This window comes from Alkaliphilus pronyensis, assembly GCF_009017275.1.
In the GTDB taxonomy this organism is placed as follows: Bacteria; Bacillota; Clostridia; order Peptostreptococcales; family Natronincolaceae; genus Alkaliphilus_C; species Alkaliphilus_C pronyensis.
This window is the reverse complement of sequence record NZ_WBZC01000007.1, coordinates 1-18,649: the sequence shown is the minus strand read 5'-3', so window position 1 is coordinate 18,649 and position 18,649 is coordinate 1. Positions and strand designations below refer to the sequence as shown.

16 protein-coding genes are annotated in these 18,649 nt (G+C 35.5%); all 16 read right to left on the bottom strand.

Going from position 1 to position 18,649, the window contains the following annotated elements; genetic code table 11:
• Positions 1-66 precede the first annotated feature (66 nt).
• Positions 67-1,020, bottom strand: a complete 954-nt coding sequence (whiA, locus tag F8154_RS02075; protein WP_151859934.1) for a DNA-binding protein WhiA — start codon at positions 1,018-1,020, stop codon at positions 67-69.
• Positions 1,021-1,035: 15 nt separating this feature from the next.
• Complete coding sequence (locus tag F8154_RS02070; protein ID WP_151859933.1) at positions 1,036-1,455, bottom strand: NUDIX hydrolase; 420 nt, start codon at positions 1,453-1,455, stop codon at positions 1,036-1,038.
• Between the two features lie 333 nt (positions 1,456-1,788).
• Entirely contained in the window at positions 1,789-3,171 is a 1,383-nt protein-coding gene (locus tag F8154_RS02065; protein ID WP_151859932.1) for a tryptophanase, read from the bottom strand.
• A gap of 114 nt (positions 3,172-3,285) precedes the next feature.
• Entirely contained in the window at positions 3,286-4,581 is a 1,296-nt protein-coding gene (locus F8154_RS02060) for a gluconeogenesis factor YvcK family protein (RefSeq protein WP_151859931.1), read from the bottom strand.
• A 1-nt stretch (position 4,582) separates the two neighbouring features.
• Positions 4,583-5,455 carry an RNase adapter RapZ gene (gene rapZ, locus F8154_RS02055; RefSeq protein WP_151859930.1) on the bottom strand — a complete coding sequence of 291 codons (873 nt, stop codon included), beginning with the start codon at positions 5,453-5,455 and terminating at the stop codon, positions 4,583-4,585.
• A 24-nt stretch (positions 5,456-5,479) separates the two neighbouring features.
• Entirely contained in the window at positions 5,480-6,394 is a 915-nt protein-coding gene (murB, locus tag F8154_RS02050) for a UDP-N-acetylmuramate dehydrogenase (protein ID WP_151859929.1), read from the bottom strand.
• A gap of 92 nt (positions 6,395-6,486) precedes the next feature.
• Complete coding sequence (locus F8154_RS02045; protein WP_151859928.1) at positions 6,487-7,836, bottom strand: extracellular solute-binding protein; 1,350 nt, start codon at positions 7,834-7,836, stop codon at positions 6,487-6,489.
• A gap of 65 nt (positions 7,837-7,901) precedes the next feature.
• Positions 7,902-8,867, bottom strand: coding sequence for a GTP 3',8-cyclase MoaA (moaA, locus tag F8154_RS02040; protein WP_151859927.1), 966 nt, complete (start codon positions 8,865-8,867; stop codon positions 7,902-7,904).
• A gap of 118 nt (positions 8,868-8,985) precedes the next feature.
• Positions 8,986-10,191, bottom strand: coding sequence for a [FeFe] hydrogenase H-cluster maturation GTPase HydF (hydF, locus tag F8154_RS02035; RefSeq protein ID WP_151859926.1), 1,206 nt, complete (start codon positions 10,189-10,191; stop codon positions 8,986-8,988).
• A complete protein-coding gene (gene hydE, locus F8154_RS02030; RefSeq protein ID WP_151859925.1) occupies positions 10,191-11,498 on the bottom strand; it encodes a [FeFe] hydrogenase H-cluster radical SAM maturase HydE in 1,308 nt (435 codons plus the stop codon). The genes hydF and hydE overlap by 1 nt, the downstream gene beginning before the upstream one ends.
• A 22-nt stretch (positions 11,499-11,520) precedes the next feature.
• Positions 11,521-12,891, bottom strand: coding sequence for a [FeFe] hydrogenase H-cluster radical SAM maturase HydG (hydG, locus tag F8154_RS02025; RefSeq protein WP_151859924.1), 1,371 nt, complete (start codon positions 12,889-12,891; stop codon positions 11,521-11,523).
• A 22-nt stretch (positions 12,892-12,913) separates the two neighbouring features.
• The gene (locus tag F8154_RS02020) at positions 12,914-13,159 is read right to left on the bottom strand and encodes a TM1266 family iron-only hydrogenase system putative regulator (protein WP_151859923.1); all 246 of its coding nucleotides are present in this window, start codon (positions 13,157-13,159) and stop codon (positions 12,914-12,916) included.
• Positions 13,160-13,391: 232 nt separating this feature from the next.
• Positions 13,392-15,137, bottom strand: a complete 1,746-nt coding sequence (locus F8154_RS02015; protein WP_151859935.1) for an NADH-dependent [FeFe] hydrogenase, group A6 — start codon at positions 15,135-15,137, stop codon at positions 13,392-13,394.
• 27 nt (positions 15,138-15,164) lie between these two features.
• Positions 15,165-16,955, bottom strand: coding sequence for an NADH-quinone oxidoreductase subunit NuoF (gene nuoF / locus F8154_RS02010; RefSeq protein WP_151859922.1), 1,791 nt, complete (start codon positions 16,953-16,955; stop codon positions 15,165-15,167).
• A gap of 433 nt (positions 16,956-17,388) precedes the next feature.
• Positions 17,389-17,757 carry a (2Fe-2S) ferredoxin domain-containing protein gene (locus F8154_RS02005; protein ID WP_151859921.1) on the bottom strand — a complete coding sequence of 123 codons (369 nt, stop codon included), beginning with the start codon at positions 17,755-17,757 and terminating at the stop codon, positions 17,389-17,391.
• 23 nt (positions 17,758-17,780) lie between these two features.
• Positions 17,781-18,254, bottom strand: coding sequence for an NADH-quinone oxidoreductase subunit NuoE family protein (locus tag F8154_RS02000; RefSeq protein ID WP_151859920.1), 474 nt, complete (start codon positions 18,252-18,254; stop codon positions 17,781-17,783).
• Positions 18,255-18,649 lie beyond the last annotated feature (395 nt).

The following is an 18,649-nucleotide window of genomic DNA, read 5'->3' as shown; positions in this document are numbered from 1 at the left end:
CGACTGCCTGTCGCACAAAAAAACACCATAGCTTATCTATGGCGTCAGATTGTAGAAAAGCCCTCTCTATGGTGCTTTACTACTCAATCTCTCAGCAAATTCTTGAATCTTTCTTAGTCTATGATTAACACCTGACTTCCCAATTGGTGGGTTCAGCATTTGTCCTAGCTCTTTTAGACTTGCATCTTGATGCTTTAATCTTAACTCTGCAATTTCCCTTAAATTGCTTGGCAATTTGCTTAAGCCCACCGTTTCTTTTATTTCCTCGATATTTTGTATTTGCCTTATGGAGGCATTTACTGTTTTACTTAAATTTGCGGTTTCGCAATTGACAATTCTATTTATGTCATTTCTCATTTGCTTCATAATCCTTACATTTTCAAGATTAAGAAGGGCTGTATGGGCTCCTACTATATTGAGAAGGTCTACTACTTGGTCTCCCTCCTTCAGGTACACCACATAGCTACCTTTTCTTTGTATTACCTTGGCATTTAATGAAAAGTCCTCCATTAGTCCTTTTAATGCTTCGCTATGCTCACGACTATTTGTTACAAATTCAAAATGATAGGTCTTTTCTGGATCACTTACTGAGCCCCCTCCTAAAAAAGCGCCCCTTAAATATGCTCTTTTGCAGCATTGGGTTTCAACAATTGCCTTTGGGATTTCATAGGTTATATCAAAGGATTCCTTATCCTTCCTCAATATACCAACCTCTTTAAGAATTAATTCACTTCCCATTTGATGGGTAATAATTATTAAATAGATATTATTTTTTTTAAGTCTTGGATTTCTTCTAACCATAACCTCTGTATGAATTGAAAAAACATCCTTAATAAGCTTAAAGAGCTTACGGGCTATGGCAGGATTTTCAGTAACTATAATTAAGTTAAGCTTTTGCCTGCCAGCCAGCTGTAATGTTCCACTCATTCTTATTAATGCGGCTAATTCTGCCAATTGACAGCACCTTGCTGCTTCATTTATTCTTGCCAGCTCTCCCTTTGCTTTTGATGAAAAAGACATAGCTATCACTACCCTTTATGTTGATAATATATTATACTCCTCTATTGCTTTTCTAATAATCCTTTTTTCATCAGCGTACTTTGCTAAATCTACAGCACGGTTAATATGAACAAACTTAGCTTCAATAAATCCCTCTTCTTTTTGTGGATTACAGTAAATACTCCTAGCTTGCATCATGAACCAATGTACTGTTTTACTAATTTGATCGTTTTCTTCCCAATTATTTTTAAAGGTATAGTGTATTTTACCTAAATATTTTAATACTTCAACCTTTACGCCTGCTTCTTCAAATACTTCTCTAACAGCAGTCTGTTTATAATCCTCCTCTTCTTCTACTTTGCCTTTAGGCAGTACCCAGTCTCCATTATATTTTTTAAGCATCAGAATGGCATTACCAAATATAACAACACCTCCTGAACTAATCTCTTGTCGCACCACGTCCACTCCTTTGTCATTCCTATCTAATGTTACCTTATATCAACTATTCTTTGGCTAAGCTATAATATATATTTTATTTTTTATAAAGCTACAAAATAAAATTGTTCTATAAATAAATTATCATAATAAGCTTTTTATTTCAATCCAAATGAGTAATTGACAACTAACTTATTGACAAATTAGATATTTTAATTTCTTTGATATAGCTAAGTTTCCACCAAAGGGGAGATATGTGCTTAAGAGGTGGAGTATAGAAATGCAGCTGAGATAAGATTTTTCATAAAAATAAGGAGCTGTGCACCAATTACTTAGTGAAACAGCCCCTTTTACTTATTCTACTGGCTTCAGCTTAGCTGTAAAGTGTCTTAAAACCTCTGGCTCATAAACAAAATCAAAGCCTTTTAAGGCTTCTTTACGCTTCCATATCTCAATTAGTGCATCTGCTACTACATCCATATGTCTATCTGTATAAACTCTTCTCGGTATGGTTAGTCTAAGCAATTCCATTGGTGATTCTAAATGCTCTCCAGTTTCAGGGTCTCTACCTAAAAGGAATGAACCTATCTCAACTGCCCTTACTCCTGCTTCCTTATATAGCTCAACACATACTGCTTGTGCTGGAAACTGGTAGTATGGTATATGGGGACAGAATTTCTTTCCATCAACGAACACTGCATGTCCTCCAACAGGTCTTTGTATAGGTATACCTGCATCAATTAGTCTTTGTCCTAAATACTCTACCTGACCGATTCTATGCTCAAGATAATCTTCCTCTACAACCTCCCTTAAGCCACGGGCCAGTGCCTCCATGTCTCTTCCAGATAGACCTCCATATGTTGGAAAGCCTTCAATAGGTACAACCATAGAACGTACCATTGTATATAGCTCTTCATCATCCCTAATGGCAACCATTCCACCCATATTTACAATACCATCTTTTTTAGCACTCATAGTCAAGCCATCGCCATAGCTGAACATTTCAACAATAATCTCTGCTATTGACTTATTCTCGTAGCCAGCCTCACGCTTTTTTATGAAGTAAGCATTTTCTGCAAATCTTGCAGCATCGAAGAAAACCCTAAGTCCGTATTTATCAGCAATTTCCTTTACAGCTTTAATGTTCTCCATTGAAACTGGTTGACCACCAGCACTATTACAGGTTACAGTTATTAGTACAAAGGAACAATTTTCAGCTCCCTTTTCCTTTATGAAAAGCTCAAGCTTTTCTAAATCAAAGTTACCTTTAAAGGGATGCTCCTTTTCTGTATCATAGGCATCTTCAATAACAAGGTTTATGGCTCTTCCACCCTTTAACTCAATATGGGCCTTAGTTGTATCAAAGTGCATATTACCTAGAACATAGTGACCTTTTTGCTTAATTAATAGTGGAAACAATACATTTTCTGCACCTCTACCCTGGTGGGTTGGAACAAAGTACTTATAGCCAATAATATCATTTACACTATTCTCTAAATTGTAAAAGCTTCTGCTGCCTGCATAGGATTCATCACCCATCATAATACCTGACCATTGCCAATCACTCATTGCACCTGTACCACTATCGGTTAACAAATCGATGTATATATCCTCTGACTTTAATGCAAATTGATTGTATCCTGCCTCAATAATCCTTTTTTCTCTTTCTTCCTTAGGTATAAGTCTAATTGGTTCTACCATTTTAATCTTGTAGGGCTCAGCTTTTCTGTTGTGCATACATATTCCTCCTATCAATTATTAAAAAATTTGACGTGTTAAAATTTTTTCGTACATTATAACTTCTACAGAGCTAAACAAAAATCCTTTATGAAACTAAAAATTTCATAATCTTTATTTAATTTCACCCTTTAAAACACGTTTCATGTATACGTATTGTATAAAGCCTTTTTTTCCTTTTGATAGCTTTCTCCTAAGTACTAGATTTACTATAATCTTAGACAGCTTTATTGCATCATGTCTTACATAATCCTTTTTTATTTCAATTAGGTTGTCGGCAATTACCTCTATATCCATATCCTTTAGTATTCTATAGTCTACATCAGAAATTCTAATTAAGCTAGCACCCTCTTGCTTATACTTCTGGCTAATGTTTGCAGGAATTGACCCTTTATTAGCTATTACATAATCTATCTCCAACTGTTTACAATGGCCTAATATTGCTTCAACATGTCTTGTTACAGAATAATCATCTGTCTCTCCAGGTTGAGTCATTACATTTGGTATATACACCTTTAATGCCTCGGTTTTTAAAAGGCTATTTTTTATATTTTGTATTAACAGGTTAGGAATTATACTGGTATAAAGGCTTCCAGGTCCTAGAATTACTATGTCAGCCTGGTGTATTGCCTTAATTGCATCCTTCACCGCCTCAGATTCTTTTGGCTTTATAAACACCTTTTCAATAGGACTTTTATCTTCAAGACTTTTTATAGGAATATTTGATTCACCTTTAATAATTCTTCCATTTTCAAGCTTAGCATACAGGGTTACATTCTCTAAGGTCACCGGTAATACATTACCTGTTACAGCTAATACTTCACTTATGCTTTTTATCGCATCCTCAAATTTATCACTGATTCCATCCATTGCTGCTATTAACAAATTACCAAAGCTTTGTCCCTTTAATGTTCCCTCTTCAAATCTATATTGTAATAGCTTTTCCATAGTGGGCTCCATCTCAGCTAATGCTAAAATACAGTTTCGAATATCTCCTGGCGGTAGCATACCCAAATCTTCTCTAAGCTTTCCTGAGCCTCCACCATCGTCTGCAACTGTAACTATTGCTGTTATATTGGAGGTAAATAGCTTTAATCCCCTTAGCAAAACCGATAGGCCAGTACCACCACCTATTACTACAACCTTAGGCCCTCTATTACGGATTTTTCTTTCATTCTGATCATGATTAATTCCTAAAGGATTAGCTACTGTAAATCCCTTAGTTATTCCATAAAGGGTTATGGCAAGTCCAAATAAACCTATAGGTACTGTTATGGTTAAAGGTAACGCAAATTTAATTATAACCATTAAGGATGCAATGGAAATAGATAATAAAACAATACCTAGTAAGCTTAAGAAAACCCATTTTTTATTTTTGAGATTTGGTTGAATCCCCTCAATCCATCTCATATTAATCCTTTTTCCTTTCCTTTAAAAGGGAGTCTCTATGATTAATAATTACACGATTACCATTTTTCTTTAATTGATGATATAAAAGATGACCTATGGTGACTGAACGATGCCGTCCACCTGTGCAGCCAATGGCTATTACCAATTGATTTTTACCCTCTTTAATATACTGAGGAATTAAAAAGGTTATTAAATCTAATAGCTTTTTAGAAAAAGTCACACTTACCTGTGAGTTCATTACATAGTCTCTAACAATTTCATCATTTCCTGTTAAATCCCTTAGCTCTTCAATATAATATGGGTTAGGTAAAAATCTAACATCAAACACTAAATCGGCATCAAGTGGTATTCCATGCTTAAAGCCAAAGGATAAAATAGAAATCATTAAATTATTAGACTCATTACCCTCTAGGTATATGTTTTTAAGCTCTTCCTTTAATTGATAGGGTAAAAGTCTCGTTGTATCTATAATATGCCCTGACATTTTCTTAAGCTTCTTAAGCTTTCCTCTTTCCTTAACTATGCCTTCCCCTATTGAGCCCTCCTGTGACATAGGGTGGCTTCTTCTAGTTTCCTTAAAACGCTTTACCAATACCTCATCACTTGCATCTAAAAATAGTATTTCATATTGATAGCCTAACTCTTCAATATTATCAAGGCTTTCATAGAGGTCTTCAAAAAATAAACCGCCCCTTATATCTATAACTAATGCAATTTTATCTATTTTACCGTGGGTTTGATTGCATAGCTCAATAAATTTAGGTATAAGAATGGGGGGAAGATTATCTACGCAGTAGTAGCCAAAATCCTCCATATGCTTAACAGCTTGGCTCTTACCCGCTCCTGATAATCCTGTAATTATTACAACTCTCATAGTTTTAGCTCCTCTTTTTTTCCTTTAGTTTTCTCCCATAATTTTTACTTCTGTTTGCAGCTGGATGTTGAATTTTGACTTCACCTCTGTCTGTATGTGTTTAATTAAATTGATTACATCCTCTGCTGAAGCATTGCCAACATTGACAATAAAGCCACTATGTAGCTCTGATACTTGGGCACCGCCTATTCTATATCCCTTCAAATTGCAATCCTGTATAAGCTTTCCAGCATAATTTCCCTCTGGCCGCTTAAAAACGCTTCCTGCACTGGGTAGATGTAGTGGCTGCTTTGTTGTTCTTTGCATATTCAATTCGTCAACCTTATCCTTAATTATACTATAGTCTTTTTTCTCTAATAGCATCTCTACCTCTAAAACAATTAAGTGTTGGGTTTGCACCATGCTTGTCCTATAACCCATCTCCATTTCATCTATTGGAAGTATCTTTATTTTACCTTCCCTATCTAAGACTTTACAGGAGGTAATTACGTTCTTCATTTCCCCACCATATGCTCCTGCATTCATGGCTACAGCACCACCTAATGTTCCAGGTATACCACTTGCAAATTCTAGCCCACTTAAGCTTTCTTTTAATGCTTTATTTGAAAGGGTTGATAATAAAAGCCCTGCTTGTGCAATTATCTTTGTGCCTACTATGTTAACAGCATTAAAGTTATCGGCTATTTTTATAGCTACCTTGCGGATACCCCTATCGGTAACCAGTAAATTTGAACCATTTCCCATAACAAAGTATGGTGCTTTTCTAATATTACATATATCAATAATTCTCTTGATTTCTTCAATTGAGGTTGGCATTAGTAGTAAATCAGCTGGTCCACCAATCTTAAAGGATGTATGTTTTTTCATAGGTTCATCCATTAAAACTGCCTCTGGCTTCATAAATCTTAAGAATTCTTCCTTAAGTGCTAATTTATCCATGTAATTCACTCCTTAGATTAGCTAATGATTAGCTTCTTTGTCTTTTCTAAAAGTATATCCTTTTTTATGGATACGGTCAATTCGTAAATCCATCAATGCCTAGATTTTAGCTGTATTAGTGAGGTTACATTATCTTCTGCATCCTGTAAAATCTGGTTTAAATCCTTTTTACCCAGCAAGCCTTGTTGTAGCTGTTTTTGAATAGCTTCATCAATCTCATTCCAATATGGATGTGGAGGAATAATTACAGTGTTCTTCAAGGATTCATAGATAGTAGACATTTTAGAATTATTAGCATATATATTGCCAACGGACTTCTTTACTGGAAATACCCCTAACCTATCTAGCTGACTTTGATTTTCTTCCGTAACTATATATTTTAAGAGTTCAACACACATTTGAAGCTTTTCTTTATCCTCCTGCTTAGCTATTCCATAGGAGCCTATAGAATTACTCATGGTTACAGGCTTACCCAACTCACCGATTGGGAATAGGGCTACATCATATTCAAAGCCTTTACCCTCTTGTTTTAATCTATCCAGCACATTAAATGCCCATGTTCCAGTTGGAATAACTGCTACATTTTGATCCCTATAAAAGGAAGTCCAGGCTTGATTTGAAGTGTTTTCTCCGAATGCAGGATGAACAACTGCGTATTTATGCTTCATATCCAGTAGCTTACCAACCCCTGAATAGGCAGCTTTATCATTAAAGACATAGTTCAACTGGTTATCTATAATCCTTCCTCCATCACTTAAAATAATACCCCAGGTATTATAATATCCTTCCTTTATAAAGCTATTAAAGCCATAATGATCTATTTTACCTCTTCCCTTACTGTCAAAGGTTAATCGCTGAAGCTTTTCAATAAATTCCTCATAGGTCCAAATGCCATCTACAGGAGGCTCTACTCCTCTTTCTTTAAACATATCAAGATTAAGAATTAAAGTATATGTAGTCATCATCCACGGCACTGCTAAAATTTCACCATTAAATGTTACCGTCTTTATAGCCACCTCATCAAAGTCTTTTATCTCCTCTGTTGACAAATGGATATTTAAAGGCTCTAATATACCGCTTGCAATAATGCTGTAATCACTCCCAACTGGGATAATGTCAGGTGGGCTTCCCAGCTTTAATGCATTTTCTAGCTTTATTGAGCCCTTTTCCCAATCTATGGGGTGAAAATCTATGTATACTCCTGGATGCTTCTTTTCAAAGCTTTTAATCTTTTCCCTAATCCAATTGTATTGACCACCAGTTTTTTTATCTAATCTTGGATAATCCCAAAAACTAATAACACCTTTCCATTTGAGGCTATCGGTGTTTTCCTCTAAGGTTATTTCCGTTGGTTTATAATTTGCAAAATAATATGGACCTATACAGATAAACAAAGCTAAAAGAATAAACAAAAAAAAATGGATTTTATTTCTCTTAACCATTTTTATAACCCCTCCTAATTAAGTTTATTCCTGCTTTTCCATTATTATTCTTTATACAAAAACCTTTAACCCCCTATTTGCCACATGCTTCTATGGCCTAATTGGTGGTTGCTGGTAAACAAATAGTGTTTTTCAGGCTTTGCTTGTATTGCAAACTTAATGGCTTCTTTTATCCTCTCTGGATTTCCTTTAACTATTTTTTTAATATCAATTTCTTGGTTGCTGTGGAGACAGGGTTTTATTTTTCCATCACTGGTTAAACGTATTCTATTACAGGTACTACAAAAACAACTGCTTATGGGGGATATAAACCCTATTCTCCCTTTAGCTGCTGGTAATGAGTAATAATCTGCAGGACCATTGGCATCATCATATACAGGTGATAGATTGTCTATTCTACTTTTAACTTCAGCGTTTGATATAAATCTTTCTTTAGTCCATCGGCTGGCTTCTCCTACTGGCATCAGCTCTATAAACCTTACATCTAAATTATGGGTTAAAGTTAGATTGGCAAAATCCTGTATTTCATCTTCGTTGAAACCACCTATAACAACTGTATTTAGCTTTAGGGGTGTAATTTTTAACCTTTGTATTTCCTGTATTCCATCAAGTACATCATTTAAATTTCCGCCTCTAGTTATTTCTTTATATCTATTGGGCTTAAGGGAATCAATACTAATATTTACTCTGTTTAAGCCTGCATTTTTCAAGTCTAATGCCATTCCCTTTAATAGCAATCCGTTTGTAGTCATGGCAACGTCATCTATAGCCTTTATTTTAGCTATAGCTTCTACTAATCTAATAATGTCTTTTTTAACTAGGGGCTCTCCCCCTGTTATCCGAACTTTGTTTATACCTAAATCAGCAGCCTCTTTAACAATGGTTACTATTTCTTCAAAGGTTAAGATATCCTTATGTCTTTTTTTATTTTTAATTCCTGCTTCAGGCATACAGTATTGACACCTTAAGTTACATAGATCTGTAATTGATATTCTCATGTAATTAATTTTTCGTAAACATTTATCCTTCATCTAGTCACCCCATCCCCCACAATAGGTGATTAAAGCCAGCCCCCAATATGAACTGGCAGCAATCCAATAGCTGGGAAATAATCATAAGCATTTGTAGTTATTGAGATAATTATAGCATTTATATTGGGAAATTCAAACTCAAATTAAAGGGTTCTATGGTTCTATCCAATATGCCAGTAACGTAGGAAATCAATACTCCATAATTAACAATGGGTACCCCATATTCCTTTGCTATTTTAATTCTATTAAGCATTTCTTTACGGTTTTGCATACATGAGCCACAATGGACTACTAGACTATAGCCCTCTAAATCATCAGGAAAGTCTGTTCCTGTAACCCACTGATAATCTAATGCTTTTCCACTAATATCCTCTAACCACCTAGGTATTTTAACAGTTCCTATATCACCATCCTGTCTGTGATGGGTGCAGCCTTCTGCAATTAATACTTTAGAACCATTCTTTAAGCCCTTAATTCCATTTAAGCCTTCAACTAATGCTTTTAAATCTCCTTTATAGTTGGCATATATAATAGAAAATGAGGTTAGTGGTATATTTTTAGATAGCCTTTCATTAACCTCTTGAAAGGCTTGGGAATCTGTAATAACCAAATCTGGAGAACCTTTAAGATGATTTAAGGTATCCTCTAGCTCGGTCTCTTTACAAATGGTCATAAAGGCATCTTCATCTAGTATAGCCCTTATTACCTGTACTTGTGGTAATATCATTCTACCCTTTGGAGCTGCAGCATCAATTGGTGTTACCAGTAGCACCATATCCCCTGCTTTAATCAAACCCCTTAAAAGTGGCTTTTCCCCCGTTGTAGGGGCTATTTCAATTATTTTGCTTTTAAGCTCTTCAATCCCTTCGTTATATAATGCACTAACCATTACTGTAGGTATATTACCATAGTCCTTATGGTTTTGATTTGAATCTTCTATATCTATTTTATTATTAACAAGCAAAAATGGAATAGCCTTCTCCTTCATCAGGTTAATTAGCTCCTCTTCATATGGCCCTATTCCTTTATTTGCCTCTGTAACTATTATTGCAACATCAGTCTTTTTAAGAACAGCTTTTGTTTTTTGTATCCTTAAATTACCTATTAAGCCTTCATCATCTATTCCTGCGGTATCAATAATTAACACAGGCCCAATCGGAAGAATCTCCATAGATTTATATACAGGATCAGTAGTTGTTCCCGCCACCTCTGAAACCAGTGCTATATCTTGATTTGTCAAGGCATTTATAAGGCTTGATTTTCCTGTATTTCTTCTTCCGAATATGGCAATATGAAGTCTGTTTCCTCTTGGTGTTTCATTCATTATAGCTCCTCCTTTTCTGTTAGCTTTAAATACTTTGGCAGCCTTCTATTGGCATTTTTTATTGCCTCAATAGCCGATTTTATATCCACCATGTTTTTATTTTTATATAGCTGATAGCTAGCCCTGTATTTTTCTGGAGTAGATATGAGCATTATTGTGTTTGCACCCACCTCTAAGGCCTTCCGTTGTCCATCTGGGTCTATAGATGCTAAAGCAGTAGTAGCTGGTAAAAATACATTTTTACAGACAATACGGGTTACTGCAATAGCCTTTAAGGTCATATCCACACTGCCTGGAGGTAGGTTTTCAAAGGGGGTATCAGTAGCAGGTAGGAAGGGACCAATGCCAATCATATGGATGCCCATTTCCTTAAAATACAGTATATCCTCTGCAATATCTTCAATTTTTTGTCCTGGCAGACCTATCATATTTCCTGACCCATTGACATATCCTAATTCCTTAAGCCACTTAGCACACTCAATACGTGTATCGTAGTCATTGTCTGGATGGATATTTTTAAATACTTCTCTATTGGTTGTTTCTATTTTCAGTAGAAAATTGTTGGCTCCAGCCTCCCTCAGCTTCAGATAATCCTCCCGGCTTTTTTCTCCAATACTAAGGGTAATGCCCATTTTTGTTTCCAGCTTAATTCTTTTTATAATACTACACATTGTGTCAATGTCGTAGTAGTCGTCCTCTCCCGATTGAAGTATTACAGTTCTTATGCCAAGCCTATTGAGTTCAACCGCTGCCTCAATAATTTCTTCTTCCTTCATTCTATAGCGTTTAGTTGAATTGCAGCCTTTTCGTATACCGCAATAATTACAGCTTTTAGCACAATAATTAGAGAACTCTATTGCCCCCCTAATCTCAACTACATCACCAACTATTTCTTTTCTAAACCTGTCTGCTATTGAAAACAGAGTTTTTACCTCTAAGGCTTCCTTTGCATTCAGCAATATAATAATGTCTTCCTTTGTAAGCTCATGTCCCAGCTCAATTTTATTTATTATTACTTGAAATTCTGTAGTTAAGCCTTCCTTCTTTAATGCTGCCATTAATCCTGTAAGCCTTTTAACCTCATAGGGGTAAATATTATAATTTATTTTAATATTAGCTAATACTGCTTTTGCTTGGGATTTATATGTTTCTTCTAAAGCAATTGAGGTGCTACATATTGACCCATATTGACTTGGTGTAGGAACCAGCTGAAATACTATATTACAGGACCTTAACTCAGAATCCGCCATTAACATCTCCGTAGTTGTATCACATACAATTATAACTTTGTTGTTCTTCCTATTCACTATAATCACCTACCTTTATCCTTTAGAAGAACAGGTCTCTTTTTCCCTTTTCAATTTCCTTTAATTTTTCTATAGTCATTTTTCTTATTTTTTCATTTTTGATTTCCTTAAGGGCATTTTCTATTAGCATATCCTCCTTTTCATTTAGTCCATAGCCATAATCTAAAAGATGCTCCTTAAAGGTTAGTATCGCATTTGATTGACAAAACTCATGGATTTCTGAGGCCTTCGCCAATTCCATAAAGGCTTCTCCTGTCCTATTGGCTCTATAGCAGGCTGTGCAAAAGCTTGGAAGGTGCCCTTGTTCACATAATACCCCTATAACCTCCTTTAGGCTTCTTTCGTCGCTGGTTTGAAATTGTTCAGCCTCTCTTGAGTTATTGTGGTATCCCCCAGGATTAGTCTTTGAACCAGCCGAAACCTGAGAAACCCCTAGGTCGAATAGCTGATCCCTTAATTCTGCAGTTTCTCTTGTTGATAGAATAATGCCGGTATAGGGTAATGTAAGTCTATATACAGCTACAATTTTTTTAAACTCTTTATCTGTTATTGTATATGGGTTGTTTTCCATTACTGCATTGTATGCAGGTCTTAGCCTTGGTACTGATATAGTGTGGGGACCTACATTAAACTCCTCTTCCATGTACTGGGCATGGGTAAGTGTTGCCAGCACATCAAATCTGTAATCGTATAAGCCTAGTAATGCTCCTATTCCTAAATCATCTATCCCTGCTGCAAAGCTCCTATTTATAGCTAATAAACGATAATCGTAGTCCTTTTTTGCTCCTGTAGGATGGACTTTCTTATATGTTTCTCTGTGATAGGTTTCTTGAAAAATTTGATAGGTTCCAATGCCAGCCTCCTTTAGGAGACTAAAATCTTCTATAGACATAGGGGCTGCATTGACATTAATTCTACGAATGTCTGTATTATTATATATAGCCTTTAGTGATTCTGTTATATGGGTTATATTTGTTTTTTTAGGATCCTCTCCACAGACCAATAGGATCCTTTTATGGCCTTCATTTACTAATGCTACTGCTTCCTTTACTATTTCTTCAGTGGTTAATGTCCTTCTAAGGAGGCCTTTATTGGTTACCTTAAAACCACAATAGGTGCAATTATTGGTACATTCATTGCTGGTATAAAGGGGAGCAAAAACTACTATTCTTTTTCCATATACTTTATTCTTCACCTCTTTTGCAGCCTTGAAAAGCTCCTCCAATAGGGTGTCCTCCTCTATCTGTAGAAGAGCTGCTGCCTCTTCTATCGTTAGTCCTTTACTAGCCTTACTTTTTTCAATAATGTGGCTTATTGTTTTTTGCCCTACCCCTTTTCCTCTCTGTAGTATATAATTAATCTTTTCTTCATTAATTATTTTATTAGTATCCATTTTACAACCTCCTTAAGACATTTTACTTCTTTGTTAATGCACTTTTAACTGTTACACCTCCTAGCTTTCCAAGCTTACCGGTTAATCCTCCAATATCATCTGTTGTGCCGTCTATAATGATTGAGATAATCGATACTTCCTTTTCTTTGTAGGGTACCCCCATTCTACCTACAATTACTTCACTATAGATGCTTAATAGCCTATTAACCTCCTGCACCTGATTTTTTTCTTCAACGATAATTGCAACTACTCCAATTCTTTTTTCCATATCAACACCTCTTTTCTTTAAATAAAAAAAGCTCTCCTAAAGGTAGGAAAGCTTAGACTTATAAAATAGAGTCACAAAAGCTACTCAGATAAAATCAGTCAAATTCTTCTTCCCTTTGGCTCGGTTATTACTTCACCATCAGTTTTTTTCAGTTCCTTCTATCAAATATAATTTGATAGTCAGATTATAGACTAAATATATTCAGTTTTTAGATGTTTATTACATTTGTAGTCTAATTCTTTATTGGATACTTTTCTTTTTTATTATAGTGGGTATGAAGAAGCTTATGGGCCTTATGGCTATTTGGTTTTTCTAAATACTCTTTATATAGCTTTAATATGGCCTCATTTTTATGGGATTTTCTAACCTCTGTAAGTCTATCCTCTTCATACAGGGCTTTAGCACGCTCTACACGTACATCTACATCCATTTTGTCCTTTGCTGAAACATGGGGTTGTCCACCACCTGTTACACAGCCTCCACTACAGCCCATTATCTCAATAAAGTGATAATCCTTTTCTCCAGCTTTAACCATATCTAGTAGCTTTACTGCATTACCTGTTCCATGGACTACAGCTATTTTAATGGTTTTTCCACCCAGTGTAACCTCAGCCTCTTTAATCTCCTTTATACCTCTTACTTGGTTATAGTCGATTTCTTCTAGGTCTTTATCTTCAAGAACGTCGGCAACTGTTCTCAAGGCTGCCTCCATAACTCCACCTGTAACTCCAAATATAACACCAGCTGTACCACATAGATCATCATCAAAGCTATTGTCTTCTAGTTTGTTAAAGTCAATTCTAGCTTGCTTTATCATTTTTCCAAGCTCTCTTGTGGTTATAACAGCATCTATATCCCGTAATCCATCTACATTTAGCTCTGGTCTTGTTGCCTCAGTCTTTTTAGATGTACATGGCATTACTGAAACTACAAAGATTTTTTTAGGGTCAATATCATTCTTTTCTGCGTAATAGGATTTTAGTATAGCCCCCATCATTTGCTGGGGTGATTTGCAGCTTGATAAATTCTCTAAGAATTCTGGGTAATTAAATTCACAGAATCTAACCCACCCAGGTGAGCATGAGGTAATCATAGGGAGTACACCGTTATTCTGTATTCTATCTAATAGCTCATGTCCTTCCTCCATAATTGTAAGATCCGCTGCGAAGTTAGTGTCGAAAACTTTGTCAAAACCCATACGCTTTAAAGCAGTAACCATCTTTCCAGTTACTCTAGTCCCTATAGGTAATCCCATTTCTTCCCCTAGGGCAGCCCTAACAGCTGGAGCAGTTTGTACAACCACGTGTAGGTCCTTATTGTCTATTGCATCCCATACCTTTTCGATATCTTCCTTTTCCCTTAAGGCAGCTACAGGACAGGCTACTATACATTGTCCACAGTAAATACATGGTACATCTGCCATTGACTTATTGAAGGCTGGAGCAACCTCTGTTTCGAAGCCTCTATTTGTAAAGTCAAGGATACCTATTTCTTGTACATCCTTACACATATTTACACATCTACCACATAATATACATTTGCTATTATCTCTAATTATTGAATCAGATTTTAAGTCTATTTGTGGTTCTGTTTTTGCACCCTCATAGGTTATTTTATCTACATTTAACTCCTCTGCTAAGCTTTGAAGCTCGCAATTTTTATTTCTTGCACAGGTTAGACACTCTCTATTATGGTTTGATAGTATCAGTTCAAGAGTTGCTTTACGTACATCCCTCAGGCTCTTGGTGTTTGTCTTTACTGACATTCCCTCAGCTACTGGTAATACACAGGAGGCTTGAATGTTTCTAGACCCTTCCACTTCTACCATACATATTCTACAGGCCCCAACCTCGTTGATTGATTTTAAATAGCATAGGGAAGGAATATCTACTCCTGCTTCTCTTGCTGCTTCCAAAACAGTATAACAACTTGGTACTTCAACTTTTATACCATCAATGGTCAAGGAAACATTGGTCATCATATAATCTCCTTTCGCTCTTATCGGTTATTTTTTTACTATTGCTTTAAATGGACACTTTTCTATACAAGCTCCACACTTAATACATTTTACCGTATCTACTATATGCTTTTCTTTTCTTTCACCTGTAATAGCATCTACAGGACATGCCTTAATACATAGGGTACAGCCCTTACAGTCGTCTGTAATAACGAAATTTAGAAGTGATTGACAAACTCCAGCTGGACACTTTTTGTCATTTACATGGGCCTCGTATTCATCCCTAAAGTAATGGAGTGTAGATATAACTGGATTTGGTGCTGTTTGCCCTAAACCACATAAGGAGGCTGATTTTATAGTATGGGATAGATTTTCAAGCTTGTCTAAATCGGCAGCTTCACCTTTTCCTTCTGTTATTTTATCTAATAATTCTAGCATTCGTTTTGTACCTATTCTACAGGGTGCACATTTTCCACATGATTCTTCTACTGTAAAGTCTAAGAAGAATCTTGCTATATCCACCATACAGTTGTCTTCGTCCATTACAATCATACCACCTGAACCCATCATAGAGCCTAATTCTATTAGGTTATCATAGTCAATAGGTGTGTCTAGGTATTCTGCTGGAATACATCCTCCAGATGGTCCTCCTGTTTGTACCGCTTTAAAGGCTTTATTGTTTGGAATTCCCCCACCTACCTCGTAGATTACCTCTCTTAGGGTTGTTCCCATTGGTATCTCTAATAATCCTGTGTTATTGATCTTTCCACCTAGGGCAAATACCTTTGTTCCTTTAGATTTTTCTGTTCCTATCCCTGCAAACCATTCTGCTCCATTTAATATTATTTGTGGTATGTTTGCATAGGTTTCAACGTTGTTTAGTAGTGTTGGTTTATTCCATATTCCCTTAACTGCTGGGAATGGTGGTCTTGGTCTTGGCATACCCCTTTTACCCTCTATAGAGTTGATTAGGGCTGTCTCTTCTCCACACACGAAGGCTCCAGCACCTAAGCGTATTTCTAAGTTGAAGTTAAAATCGGTGCCAAAAATATTCTTTCCTAATAGTCCTATTTTCTTGGCATCTTCAATAGCTATTTGCAAACGTTTTACTGCAATAGGATACTCTGCTCTGATATACACATAACCCATATCTGCCCCTACTGCATATCCTGCTATAGCCATGGCTTCTACTATTGCATGGGGATCACCCTCTAAAACCGATCTATCCATAAATGCTCCTGGGTCACCCTCATCTGCGTTACATGCAACATATTTCTGATCTCCTGTTGCCTTAGCTGTAAACTCCCATTTTAAGCCTGTGGGGAAGCCTCCTCCTCCACGTCCTCTTAAACCTGATCTTTTAACTACATCTATTACTTCCTCTGGTGTCATTTCTGTTAACACCTTTGCCAGTGCTTTATATCCGTCAAAGGCTATATACTCATCTATAACCTCTGGGTTAATAACACCACAGTTTCTTAAAGCTACTCTTTGCTGCTTTTTGTAGAACCCTACTTCGTCTATTGCCTTTACCTTGCCTTCTTCTACTGCATCTTTAAATATCAGACTTGTAACAATTCTACCCTTTAGTAGATGCTCTTCTACTATTTGCTCTACATGCTTTTCTTCAATATGACTGTAGAATGCCCCTTCAGGGTAAACAATAATTATAGGTCCCGCCTCACATAATCCAAAGCAGCCAGTCTTTATTACCTTTACCTCTTTCTCTAAATTATGCTTTTTAAGCTCTTCTTCCATTTTATCAATAATCTTTAAACATCCTGATGACGTACATCCTGTCCCTCCACATACTAATACGTGGGATCTGAATAACTCCATTTTTTAACCCCCTTACTTTTAAGTTCAATGAGTAATCAGTAATGAGTAATTGAAAGACAATTAGTAATTAGTAATGAGTAATGTCTTTTGGTTTTTCCCATATTCCTTATTACTTATTACTTGCCTTTAAGGTTCAACATTTGCTTTTATATTTGTTTCAATTTGTTTTGGTTTTGACTTTAATTTTCTATTTTCCATTTTCAATTTTGTTTAACTCTTAACTCTTAACTTTTAATTTTTAACTTTTAACTTTTAATTTTTAATTGTGTCTTCTTGTTTTCCATTTTCAATTTTCAATTTTCAATTTTGTTTTAACTCTTAACTCTTACCTCTTAACTTTTAATTTTTAACTTTTAACTCTTAACTCTTAACTCTTAACTCTTAACTCTTAACTTTTAATTTTTAACTTTTAACTCTTTTTATAGCGCGTTGTCTATTTCTCGTATGCTCCGATTGTGTATTCTTCTACTACTTTGCCATTGACTATATGCTCTACAATTACTTTTTTTGCTTTTTCCGGTGTCATTTCTACGTAGGTTGTCTTTCCTTCGCCCTCTTTGTAGACTTCAAATATCGGCTCAAGTCTACATACTCCGATACATCCTGTTTGAGTTATTGTTACGTCCTCAAGGTTTCTTTTTTGGGCTTCTTCTAATAATGCCATCATTACAGGCCTTGCACCTGCTGATATTCCACAGGTTGCCATTCCAACTACTATTCTAGTTCCCTTTCTATCCTTCCTTAAATTTACTTTTTCTAAGGCTGACTGACGGATTTTCTCCAGTTCATGAATGGACTTCATTATCGATACCTCCCTATTTTACTCTAATATTTTTTGATAATGTCTGGTACATCTTTTAATAACAGCCTTCCATAAACATCTTCATTTACTGTTATTACTGGAGCTAACCCACAGGCTCCTATACATCTTGTGGCTTCTAAGGTAAACTTGCCATCCTCAGATGTCTTTCCTACCTTTGCATTTGTCAATTGGCTTATTTTGTCTAATATTGGTTGGGCTTCCTTCACATAACAGGCTGTTCCCATACATACACCAATTACAAATTCTCCCCTTGGCTCTAGAGTAAACTGTGAATAGAAGGTTACTACTCCATAAATCTCGCTTAGTGGTATCATTAGCTTCTCTGATACTACCTTCTGCACCTCTAGAGGTATGCATCCGAAAATCTTCTGGGCTTCATGTAGTATTGGCATTAATGCTCCTTTTTTACCTTTGTTGTCTTCAATTACTACATTTAGCTTTTGAAAATTCTCTTCTGTAAATAAGTTTTTTGCCATAATACTATTCCTCCTTAGATAAATGAATAGTTATATATGTTAATAAATTAACACATAATCAACTAATAATAGGATAATTATAGAATATTATCCAGAATGCCGTTCTAAAAATTCATACTATTCTTATAATTTAACTGTATAAGCCTTAGTATTTCAACAATTTTATTATACCTTATAATTTTTTTTATTACAATTATTAAATCTTTTTAATTATTAAATATTTATCACAATTTTAACATATTATTACTATAATACCCGTCTTTAGTAGTTAACATCATAAATCTTTAGGAGTAAATTCTTTTCATATCGCCCTTAAAGCCTTAAAATAAGGCTTTTTTTTGCTGCATAAAATACTTTCAAATATATTTTTTTCGTGATATAATAATGGCGTTAGT

What these genes read in the sequence shown, in the direction of transcription:
- murB (WP_151859929.1), bottom strand. Translation starts at nt 6,394, where the DNA reads ATGGATAAATTAGCACTTAAGGAAGAATTCTTAAGATTTATGAAGCCA.
- moaA (WP_151859927.1), bottom strand. Translation starts at nt 8,867, where the DNA reads ATGAAGGATAAATGTTTACGAAAAATTAATTACATGAGAATATCAATT.
- F8154_RS02065 (WP_151859932.1), bottom strand. Translation starts at nt 3,171, where the DNA reads ATGCACAACAGAAAAGCTGAGCCCTACAAGATTAAAATGGTAGAACCA.
- nuoF (WP_151859922.1), bottom strand. Translation starts at nt 16,955, where the DNA reads ATGGAGTTATTCAGATCCCACGTATTAGTATGTGGAGGGACAGGATGT.
- rapZ (WP_151859930.1), bottom strand. Translation starts at nt 5,455, where the DNA reads ATGAGAGTTGTAATAATTACAGGATTATCAGGAGCGGGTAAGAGCCAA.
- F8154_RS02060 (WP_151859931.1), bottom strand. Translation starts at nt 4,581, where the DNA reads ATGAGATGGATTGAGGGGATTCAACCAAATCTCAAAAATAAAAAATGG.
- F8154_RS02000 (WP_151859920.1), bottom strand. Translation starts at nt 18,254, where the DNA reads ATGGCAAAAAACTTATTTACAGAAGAGAATTTTCAAAAGCTAAATGTA.
- F8154_RS02005 (WP_151859921.1), bottom strand. Translation starts at nt 17,757, where the DNA reads ATGAAGTCCATTCATGAACTGGAGAAAATCCGTCAGTCAGCCTTAGAA.
- hydF (WP_151859926.1), bottom strand. Translation starts at nt 10,191, where the DNA reads ATGAATGAAACACCAAGAGGAAACAGACTTCATATTGCCATATTCGGA.
- whiA (WP_151859934.1), bottom strand. Translation starts at nt 1,020, where the DNA reads ATGTCTTTTTCATCAAAAGCAAAGGGAGAGCTGGCAAGAATAAATGAA.
- hydG (WP_151859924.1), bottom strand. Translation starts at nt 12,891, where the DNA reads ATGGATACTAATAAAATAATTAATGAAGAAAAGATTAATTATATACTA.
- F8154_RS02045 (WP_151859928.1), bottom strand. Translation starts at nt 7,836, where the DNA reads ATGGTTAAGAGAAATAAAATCCATTTTTTTTTGTTTATTCTTTTAGCT.
- F8154_RS02015 (WP_151859935.1), bottom strand. Translation starts at nt 15,137, where the DNA reads ATGACCAATGTTTCCTTGACCATTGATGGTATAAAAGTTGAAGTACCA.
- F8154_RS02020 (WP_151859923.1), bottom strand. Translation starts at nt 13,159, where the DNA reads ATGGAAAAAAGAATTGGAGTAGTTGCAATTATCGTTGAAGAAAAAAAT.